This is a genomic window from Stutzerimonas stutzeri (assembly GCF_000935215.1).
Taxonomy (GTDB): Bacteria; Pseudomonadota; Gammaproteobacteria; order Pseudomonadales; family Pseudomonadaceae; genus Stutzerimonas.
Window position 1 is genome coordinate 1 of record NZ_JXXD01000261.1, and the last position, 9,222, is coordinate 9,222.

Sequence of the window (9,222 nt, forward strand, 5' to 3'; positions counted from 1 at the left end):
GACCGCCTTGCTGCCGCTAAACCTACTTTTTCAACAGAATCGGCCAATAGCAGTCAGCCGCGACCCTAACCCAACCCCGGCAACCCCCTCTCCAACCTAAGACAAACCCACTCCACAAACGCCCGCACCCTTGGCGATAGCTTCAAGGCGTGTGGGTAGACCAGTTGGATCGGCAGGTCCTTCGGTTCGTAATCCCTGAGCACCCTTACCAGACGGCCATCAGCCAGTTCTTCTGCCACCTGATAGTGCATCAGCCGCGTGATGCCGAGGCCTTGCACGCAGGCCAGGCTGGCGGCGCGGATCTGGTTGCAGGTCAGGCGTGGGATAATTTCTTCAGCCTGTTCCTTTTCGCCGTGGCGGTAGTACCAATGGCGGCCCTGGGCGGCGAAGAGGATGCAGGCGTGGTCTTCCAGTGCTGCGGGGGTGTCGATGGCGGGGGCGGTGCTCAGGTAGTCGGGGCTGGCGCAGGTGACCAGCCGGGTGCTGCCGATCTGTCGGGCGACCATTGCCGAGTCGGGGAGGTGGCCGATGCGCAGGGCGAGGTCGAGGCGTTCGTCGAGCAGCGGGACGATCTGGTCGCTCAGGTTCAGCTCGACCCGGATCTCGGCATGTTCCTTGAGAAATTCATTCACCAGCGGCGCGACGTAACGCTGGCCGAACTCCACTGGTGCGGTGATGCGCAGTAGGCCGCGGACGGCGCCGTCGCTGGCCTCCAGGCGCTGCTCCATGTCGGCGAAGTCCGCCAGCATGCGCCGGCTCCAGGCCAGGTACTCCGCGCCCTCGTCGGTGAGGGCCATGCGCCGAGTGCTGCGGTTCAGCAGGCGCACGCCGAGGTGCCGTTCCAGCGCGGCCAGCGAGCGCACCACCGATGCCACGGATTGCCCGGTGGCATCGGCGGCCGAGCTCAGGCTGCCGTTGTCGACGATGCGAACGAAGTTGGCCATTGCTTTGAGCTTGTCCATTGCCACCTCGTGATTTGTGCGATCGCTGCATAGATGTTGTCAGGCCCGCGGCATAGGTGAAACCGGCGCGGTGGCTGACACTGCAGGGACTGAGATTTCCTGGAGTTTCGCACATGAATCAGTCAGCCAGTCCCGCCCGCATTCTCGCCTACGACCACATCGGCATTCGTGTCAGCGACCGGCCGCGCGCGATGGCCTTCTACCAGGCGCTGGGCTTCGTCGAGAGCGCCAGCTTTCCGCTGTTCGAAGCGAACGAGATGCTCAGCCCGAACGGCGTGCGCATCAACCTGATCTTCAACGGTGCGCGTGCCGCTGATGCGCACAACGTGCTGCTGGATGCGCCGGTGAAGCGGCCGGGCATGACCCATCCGGCCTTTATCGTCGATGACCTCGCGGCGCTCCAACATTGGCTCGAGGCGCAGGGCATCGTCATCACCGAGGGGCCGCATCCCATCGGCCCGCGGCGGATCGCGCTGTTCATCCGCGACCCGGACGGCAACGTGCTCGAATTCAATCAGCTCATCAGAGGAGGTGCGCTATGAAACTGTACGACCTGGGTCCATCCGGCAACTGCTACAAGGTGCGGCTGTTCGCTGCGCTGGCAAATATCGACCTTGAACTGGTAGCTGTGGATTTCGCCAACGGCGCGCACAAGAAGCCGCCGCTGTCCGAGCTGAACCCGCTGGGGCAGTTGCCGATTCTGGACGATGGCGGGCATATCGTCCGCGACTCGCAGGCCATTCTGGTTTACCTCGCCGGCGCATACGGCGGCCTGGCGTGGTGGCCGGACAACCCGCGCGGGCAGGCGGAGATCGTGCAGTGGCTGTCCTTCACCGCCAACGAGATCCAGCAGAGCCTGAATGCGGCTCGGCTGGTGCAGAAGTTCGGCTACCCGCTGGACAAGGCCGCGGCGCTGGCCAAGGCACCGGCGGTGCTCAAGCTGCTGGACGAGCATCTGCAGCGCCACGACTGGCTGGCGGTTGACCGGCCGACCATCGCCGATTGCGCGGTTTACCCCTACGTGGTGCTGGCGCCGGAAGGGGATGTGGACCTGACGCCTTACAGCCATGTCGCCCGCTGGATGGAGCGGCTGGAAGCGTTGCCGGGCTATCTGCCCAAGCCCTGAGTGTCGATCAGGTAGGCAGGTTTACTGACAAAACCGCTGTCGGCCAGCATTCCGAGTTACGGCCTACCTGCTAAGAAGATACCGCGGGATGTGGGCTGCTCGTCGAGTTAGCTGTTGGCGGCAGCTCACCACCCATAAGCTCAATGTAGTGATCAAGTTGTTCCGTTATCCAGCTCTTGAATATATTGCACTTGGAACTTTCATCCAAAGCTTTGGGTGATAAAAGGCAATATGTTGAACCGTCTCGGATAAAGCCATACGGCGCAACTAGCTGGCCGGACTCCAGTTCGGCTTGAACCATAAATAGGGACGCCATTCCTACTCCTAATCCTGACGTCGCCGCCTGAATGGACAGGTAGAAATGCTCATAGTCGACCTTTATAGAACCAGAGAGATCCACTCCCGTAAGGCGTAGCCAATTATCCCATGCCATCGGGCGAGTCTTGCTGTGTAACAGGCTTAATTTGTCCAGCCGTTTCTTGTCGGGAGTATTTGGCGGCGTACAAACCGGCCCGATCCACTCTTCGCAGATTTTCACGCTGTGTACAGAGCTGCCCCAATGAAAGTCATCGCGGCGGATTGCGAGATCAGCCCCTGAGCGGGCGAAATCAATCGGCCCGCCGGCGGCCAATAATTGGATCTGCAAGTTCGGATGCGCTTCATGAAAAGCAGGAAGTCGAGGGATCAGCCACTTCATGGCGATGGTGGGCTCACAGGAGAGCACAAGGACGTCTTCTCGACCCTCTCGCTGTAAGCGATAAACGGCATCTTCCAACTGATCGAACAGGGGCGCTGTCACGTTAAGAAGGAGGTGGCCTGCCTGGTTGAGAAATATTGCCCTGTTGCGCCGATCAAATAACTCGACCCCGATAGCTTCCTCCAGCAGCCGCACCTGACGACTAACGGCGCCGTGAGTTACGTGCAGTTGCTCAGCTGCTTTGACGAAGCTCTGAGTTTTGGCTGCAACAGTGAAAAACCGAAACGAAGCTAGCGGAGGTAAATTCATATAGACGACGTTTTCTCACAGATATCGGAAACGATAAATCGTTTTTCTAATTGCTTGTAGGTCCGCAAGATTTCTGCTGCCACTTGAGTCAAAGCGGTGGTATTGCCCATCAGGAGGACCTATGAATAACATGCGAAGCGATATACAAAATGCCGTCATGTTTCACCCTCAGCTCACCAACCCGTCGCCTGAAGTCAGAAATCTGTGCGAAAAAGTAGCACAAAAAGATTTCATTTTCCTTGCTGGCCGAAAGACTACCAAGCTGCTGACTGCAATGGACCCAGACGTCATGGATGATTGGCATGCTTTTCAGGAGAGCTGGAATCGCCTTGAGCAGGACGCGTATATGCGCGATGGCGGCACGTACCGTTTCCGCCGACATGGGACATACAGTGCTGGTCCTGGCATACAGTGCCCCGTTATGGAACCGCACCAACCGCACTTTCAGAGCACTGACTACAACAGCCTCAACGGCGGTATTCCACGATACTTTGCTCCGATAGAGGGCGAAATAAGCGAAGGGAAAGTGTTGCGCTCTGCATTGAAGCTATGTTGTGCCAGTTTTAGTAGCCTAGCTCCGTATTATTCTTGGCACATCGAGGTTCACCAGTTCAGAATAAATGCTTCACAGCTTCCAGCCTCACCAACTCCTGAAGGCATTCATCGTGATGGGGTAAACTTCGTTTTCATGATGCTGGTTAATCGCGTCAACATCGTTAATGGAGAAACGTCTATCTATGACCGTGATAGACGACCGTTGAGTAGTCTTACACTTGCACATGAGTTGGAGGCCGCCATCGTGAATGACGAGCGTGTGCTGCATGGTGTAACACCGGTCATTCAGATAGATCCAGAGTTGCCCGCTTATCGAGATGTATTGGTTATCACCTTCAGTAAGCGCTGATTAATAGATCCTGGCGGTAGGCTAGTCTTACCGCCTCGGAGAATGTAGATGAACGAATTGTTTGCAGTGGCCGCCATTACTGTCTTAGCTGTTGTCAGTCCAGGTCCCGACTTTGCCATGGTGACCCGCAATAGTTACTCGTTCGGGCGGAAGAATGGTTTGACGGCTGCGCTAGGTATTGCTTGTGGCGTGCAGGTCCATGTTTTTTACACGGTTTTCGGAATCGCTGTAATAATTACCCACTCACCCATACTGTTCATAAGTATGAAGATGCTCGGCGCTGGCTATCTCATTTACTTGGGAATTAAATCGTTGATGAATGCTGGAGCCCTGACGATAGGGGAGGCTGACGGACGTGAGTCTACAGCTTGGAAAGCATTTCGGACTGGTTTTTTTACTAATGCGCTCAATCCAAAAACAATGTTGTTTGTGGTTGCAACTTATAGTCAGGTAGTGCGCGCCGATAGCTCTCTATACGTTAATTTTGCTTACGGTATATTTATGTCGTTGTCTCACTTGGTTTGGTTTAGCTTAGTGGCGGTATTCTTTTCCGCTGAGGCTCTGCGTAGACGCATACTGAGAAAGCAGCACATTGTTGACCGGGTTATTGGTACCGCGCTGATTGGTCTTGGCGCGAGCTTAGTATTGCCTGGCGTTGGGCGATGATTCAGGAGAGGCTTATGAAACTGGCCTGCATAGATCTAGAAGGTGTTTTGGTCCCGGAGCTTTGGCCAATCATTGCCGAGCGTACAGGCATCGATTCCCTGGCACTGACCACGCGCGAGGTGCCAGATTACGATTTGTTGATGCGAAATCGCATTGCGCTTCTGCGTGACAACGGCTTAAGACTCAGCTGTGTCAGCCGAATACTATCCCATGTTGAGCCTGTTCCCGGCGCCAGACAGTTTCTTGATGAGCTTTCTTTTAATGAGTACGAGATAAACATTATTTCTGACTGCTTTCTCGAGTTGGCAAATCCGCTCTTCGACTTGTTAGGCGGGCCGACAGCTATGTGTCATCGCCTGAATGTGGATCGTTTTGGCTTTGTGACGGATTGCAGTTTTTATAAGCGCGCCGGTAAGGAAGACCATGTGGCCCAGGCGCTTTCTGAAGGGCGTTATGTGTTGGCAGTAGGTGATGCCTTCAATGATCTCGCGATGTTGCGAATGGCGAATAAAAGTTATTTAGTCAGCCCGTCTGCAGCGACGCGCGCAGCTGCTCCAGATATTAAAACTGTGGCAAGTGTCGATGAGATTATTCCTTTGCTCGTTCATGAAAGAGCTGCGCTGGAATGAAGCGGCTGGAGGCGCTTCCGGGCTATCTGCCCAAGCCCTGACCTGCGCTGAGTCAGGCCCGCTCTTGCCCCTCGGCCTTGAGGAAATCTACGAAAGCCCTGAGCGGTGAGGGCATGTGGCGGCGGCCGTGGTAGTAGAGATAGGGGCCGTCGAATGACTGCCACCAGTCTTCGAGGATGGGCGTCAGGCGGCCGTCGGCGAGCGGCTCGCGGATGAAGTCCTCGAAGGTGTAGATGATGCCCAGGCCGTTGATCGCCGCGCTGGTCTTCAGGTCGTGGGAGGAGGTGACGAGCTGGCCTTGTGGCGGTATGCGCAGGGTTCGGCCGTCCTTCTCGAACTCGAAAACACCCACCTTGCCGCTCTCGAAACGATGGCCGAGCAGCTGGTGCTCGGTCAGCTCGGACGGGTGCCGCGGTGTGCCATGGGCGGCGAGGTAGCTGGGCGCGGCGGCGGCAACGAAGCGTTGCCGGCGCGGGCCGATGGGGATGGCGATCATGTCCTTGGCGAGGCTTTCCTCGTAGCGCACCCCGGCGTCGTAGCCCGCCGCGATGACGTCGATAAAGGTGTTCTCCATCACCACTTCGACGTTCACCGCCGGGTAGAGCTTGAGGAAGCGGCTCAGCAGGTCCGGCAACAGGAAGCGCGCCACCGGCACCGGCACGTTCAGCTTGACGGTGCCGACCGGCCGTTGGGCGTCATCGTCCAGGTCGTTGAATGCGGCGCTGATCTCGTCCAGCGCCGGGCGCAGGCGTTCCAGCAGGCGTTCGCCTGCACTGGTCGGGGTGATGCTGCGGGTGGTGCGGTTGAGCAGGCGCAAGCCCAGATCGCTTTCCAGGCGGCGCATGCAATCGCTCAGCGAGGACGCCGACATGCCGCGTTTCTGCGCCGCGGCGCGAAACCCTCCGGCTTCGACCACAGCGGCGAACAGGGCTACATCACTCAGGTTGGGTTGACGCATGGGACCTCCTTGAATGATCGAACTGTACGATTGGCCGAACAGCCCGTCCATGTTTGCCTGGATTATCAGCCTGTGATCGTACGCTGATATTTCCTCCGTCGGCCGCCTCTGCCTGAGGCAGGCCATTCACGACGACGAGGAAACGATCATGGCGCAGAGAAACGCAACCGGGCCGGGCAGTAATGCTTGGCCTCTTATGAAGCTGGCCAGAGCGCTGATCGCCGGGGTGGCGCTGGCTGGAACGCTGACCATCGAAGCCGCCAACCGACCGGCGCCGAAACCGGACTGGAGCCTGGCCGACATGCCTGCCCAGACGGGCCGCATCGTGCTGGTCACCGGCGGCACCAGTGGTATGGGTTACGAAGATGCGCTGGCGCTGTCACGCGCCGGCGCCGAGGTGATCATCGCCGCGCGCAACGCCGAGCGCGGGCAGGAGACGATCGAGCGGATAGGTGAGCAGGTGCCGGATGCCCGCGTGCAGTTCGAGGCCGTCGATCTGGCCAACCTGGCCTCGGTGCGCGGCCTCGCTGAGCGCCTTCAGGAACGCTTGCCGCGCCTGGACGTACTGATCAACAACGCGGCAATCATGGCGCCTCCTGAGCGGGGCACTTCCGCTGACGGCCATGAGCTGCAGCTGGCGACCAACTACCTCGGGCCGTTCGCTCTGACCGCGTTGCTGATGCCGCTGCTGCTGGAAAGCGACGATGCCCGGGTGGTCAGCCTGTCCAGCATTGCGGCGGGTCGAGGTCGCCTGAACTTCGCGGACCTGCAGGCCGAGCAGGACTACAACCCCTACGCCACCTACGCGCAATCCAAGCTGGCGGTGCTGACCTGGGCAATGGAGTTGCAGCGCCACAGCGATTCCGCCGGCTGGGGCATTCGCAGCATCGCCGCGCACCCGGGCGTCGCGGTGACCGAACTGGTCAAGCGCGGGCCGGGGCTGGATAGCGAGTTCGCTGCCAACTGGGCCAAGGATCGCGACAAGTACCACTCCGCCGCCCAAGGCGCACTGCCGACCCTGTATGCCGCGACCGCGCCGGAAGCGGTCGGCGGCGCCTATTACGGGCCGACCGGGGAGGAGGAGAAACGTGGGCCGCTGGGCTTTGCCAGGATTCCCGAGGCCGCCGCGAACCAGGCCGATGCCGCCGAACTGTGGCAGCTGTCGGAACGCCTGACCGGCGTGCGTTACCCCTGAACCCTCGGGCGCGGGCCGCCTTGCGCTCGCGCCCGGTTACCTCTCTTTCTTTTTCAGGAGCGCGCCCATGAGCACGCCATCCGTTGTGCATCGCCTGAGTGCCACGATCAATGCCGAAGCGCATGAGCTGCGTCCGGCGCTGAGTGGCTTCCTGCTGTTTTTCTGTCTCTTCGCCGGCTACTTCATGCTGCGCCCGATCCGCGAGTCGATGGGCATCGCGGCGGGGGTGGAAAACCTGCAATGGCTGTTTACCGCGACCTTCTTTGTCATGCTGGCTGCCGTTCCGTTGTTCGCCTGGCTCAGCTCCCGCGTACCGCGGCTGCATTTCGTCGATTGGGTGTACGGCTTCTTTTGCCTGAACCTGCTGCTGTTCTCCGCGCTGTTTCTACTGCAGGGCGAAAACCCCTGGCTGGCGCGGGTGTTTTACGTGTGGATATCGGTCTACAACCTGTTCGTCGTGTCCGTGGCCTGGAGCCTGATGGCGGATGTGTTCGATAGCGCCCAGGCCAAGCGGCTGTTCGCCTTTATCGCCGCCGGCGCGAGCGTCGGCGGGCTGGTCGGGCCGGCGCTCAGTGCGTTGCTGATCGGCAGCCTGGGCGAGTCGGGGTTGATGCTGCTCGCCGCCTTGTTGCTGGGCGCGGCGCTGGCGCTCAAGTTCTCACTGATGCGCTGGCGCGAGATCGGTGGAGCAGGGCGCCACGGCGCGGCCCCGGCGGAAAGCACGCGCAAGCCGGTGCCAGGCAACCCGTTCAGCGGGATGACGCGGGTGCTGCAGTCGCCTTATCTGCTCGGCATCGCCGGCTTCGTGGTGCTGCTGGCCACCGTGACCACTTTCCTCTATTTCGAGCAGGCGCGCCTGGTGGCCGAGCTGTTCCCTGACCGGGCCGCCCAGGTTCGCGTGTTCGGCACCATCGACGTGGTCGTCCAGGCGGGCGCGCTGCTGTCGCAACTGTTCATCACCGGGCGCCTGGCGCAGAAGCTTGGCGTGCGCGTGCTGCTGGCCATCGTGCCGCTGCTGGTCTGCGTCGGCTTTATTGGCCTGGCGCTGATGCCCAGTTTCGCCGTGCTCGCCGCGCTGATGATCGTGCGCCGCATCGGCGAGTACGCGTTCGTCCGGCCCGGACGGGAAATGCTCTTCGCGCCGCTGGATGCGGAGAGCAAGTACAAGGCGAAGAGCGTCATCGACACGGTTGTCTACCGCGCCGGCGATGCCGTCAGCGGCTGGGGGAAGACGGCACTGGACATGTTCGGTCAGGGCGCCGGCCTGGTAGCCGTGGCCGGCGCACTCTGCGCGCTGCTCTGGGGCTACCTCGGCTGGCAGCTCGGCAAGCAGGCGGACAGGCGAGTGGAAGTACCGGCGATGGCAGAGGTCGCTTGCCGATGAATTCCACCTTGCTTCGACTCAGCGTTCACCACCCTGCGCGGCGATATCGAAGGCGATGCTCCAGTTGTGCAGTGGGTAGGGCTGGTGCACCAGTGCCTTGATGTTGGCTTCGGCAGGCATGAGGTCGGGCAGGTATTCGTAGGTGGCGTCGGCGCGCATCGGGTCGCTGTCGCGCAGCTGGCCAGCGCCGCCGACCTGGTGGCTGGCGTAGCTGATGCGTGGCTGGCCGCTGAAGCCGCGACTGGCACGCAGCCGCACGACGGTGTCGGCGACGATGTCGACGGCTTCGATGGGCACTTCGCCGTTGTCGTCACGCAGCACGAAACCCTTGTTCTTCACGTCGCGGGCCTGGTGGCCGAGGTACGGCTGGTCGAACGCCAATGGCGGGTGCG

10 protein-coding genes and 1 pseudogene are annotated in these 9,222 nt (G+C 60.3%); 7 read left to right on the forward strand and 4 right to left on the reverse strand.

The window, feature by feature from the left end; genetic code table 11:
* Positions 1 to 65: 65 nt before the first annotated feature.
* Entirely contained in the window at positions 66 to 962 is an 897-nt protein-coding gene (locus tag LO50_RS21470; RefSeq protein WP_044316308.1) for a LysR family transcriptional regulator, read from the reverse strand.
* A 113-nt stretch (positions 963 to 1,075) separates the two neighbouring features.
* Here LO50_RS21470 and LO50_RS21475 point away from each other — a divergent pair, with 113 nt between their 5' ends.
* Positions 1,076 to 1,504: a VOC family protein gene (locus tag LO50_RS21475; RefSeq protein ID WP_044316309.1), complete on the forward strand. Its 429-nt coding sequence runs from the start codon at positions 1,076 to 1,078 to the stop codon at positions 1,502 to 1,504.
* A complete protein-coding gene (locus LO50_RS21480; protein WP_044316310.1) occupies positions 1,501 to 2,088 on the forward strand; it encodes a glutathione S-transferase family protein in 588 nt (195 codons plus the stop codon). The genes LO50_RS21475 and LO50_RS21480 overlap by 4 nt, the downstream gene beginning before the upstream one ends.
* A 70-nt stretch (positions 2,089 to 2,158) precedes the next feature.
* Here LO50_RS21480 and LO50_RS21485 read toward each other — a convergent pair whose 3' ends face one another.
* A complete protein-coding gene (locus LO50_RS21485) occupies positions 2,159 to 3,094 on the reverse strand; it encodes a LysR substrate-binding domain-containing protein (protein WP_037000029.1) in 936 nt (311 codons plus the stop codon).
* A 121-nt stretch (positions 3,095 to 3,215) separates the two neighbouring features.
* Here LO50_RS21485 and LO50_RS24385 point away from each other — a divergent pair, with 121 nt between their 5' ends.
* Genes LO50_RS24385 through thrH form a run of 3 tightly spaced genes read left to right on the forward strand, consistent with a single transcriptional unit; the run spans position 3,216 to position 5,293 of the window.
* Positions 3,216 to 3,998, forward strand: coding sequence for a 2OG-Fe dioxygenase family protein (locus LO50_RS24385; protein WP_272867665.1), 783 nt, complete (start codon positions 3,216 to 3,218; stop codon positions 3,996 to 3,998).
* Between the two features lie 48 nt (positions 3,999 to 4,046).
* Positions 4,047 to 4,664 carry a LysE family translocator gene (locus LO50_RS21500; RefSeq protein ID WP_003300809.1) on the forward strand — a complete coding sequence of 206 codons (618 nt, stop codon included), beginning with the start codon at positions 4,047 to 4,049 and terminating at the stop codon, positions 4,662 to 4,664.
* Between the two features lie 14 nt (positions 4,665 to 4,678).
* Positions 4,679 to 5,293 (forward strand): bifunctional phosphoserine phosphatase/homoserine phosphotransferase ThrH, encoded by a 615-nt coding sequence (thrH, locus tag LO50_RS21505; RefSeq protein ID WP_014821108.1) that lies wholly within the window; start codon positions 4,679 to 4,681, stop codon positions 5,291 to 5,293.
* 52 nt (positions 5,294 to 5,345) lie between these two features.
* Here the strand turns inward: thrH and LO50_RS21510 are convergent, their stop codons facing one another.
* On the reverse strand, positions 5,346 to 6,251 hold the full coding sequence (locus LO50_RS21510; protein ID WP_044316311.1) for a LysR family transcriptional regulator: 906 nt from the start codon (positions 6,249 to 6,251) through the stop codon (positions 5,346 to 5,348).
* Between the two features lie 148 nt (positions 6,252 to 6,399).
* Here LO50_RS21510 and LO50_RS21515 point away from each other — a divergent pair, with 148 nt between their 5' ends.
* Both LO50_RS21515 and LO50_RS21520 read left to right on the forward strand, forming a co-directional pair.
* A complete protein-coding gene (locus tag LO50_RS21515) occupies positions 6,400 to 7,446 on the forward strand; it encodes an SDR family oxidoreductase (RefSeq protein WP_044316312.1) in 1,047 nt (348 codons plus the stop codon).
* A gap of 67 nt (positions 7,447 to 7,513) precedes the next feature.
* Positions 7,514 to 8,830, forward strand: coding sequence for an NTP/NDP exchange transporter (locus LO50_RS21520; RefSeq protein WP_014821105.1), 1,317 nt, complete (start codon positions 7,514 to 7,516; stop codon positions 8,828 to 8,830).
* 18 nt (positions 8,831 to 8,848) lie between these two features.
* On the opposite strand, the pseudogene LO50_RS21525 reads toward LO50_RS21520, so the two are convergent.
* Positions 8,849 to 9,222 (reverse strand): annotated as a pseudogene (locus tag LO50_RS21525) (phosphate ABC transporter substrate-binding protein); the annotation flags it as partial.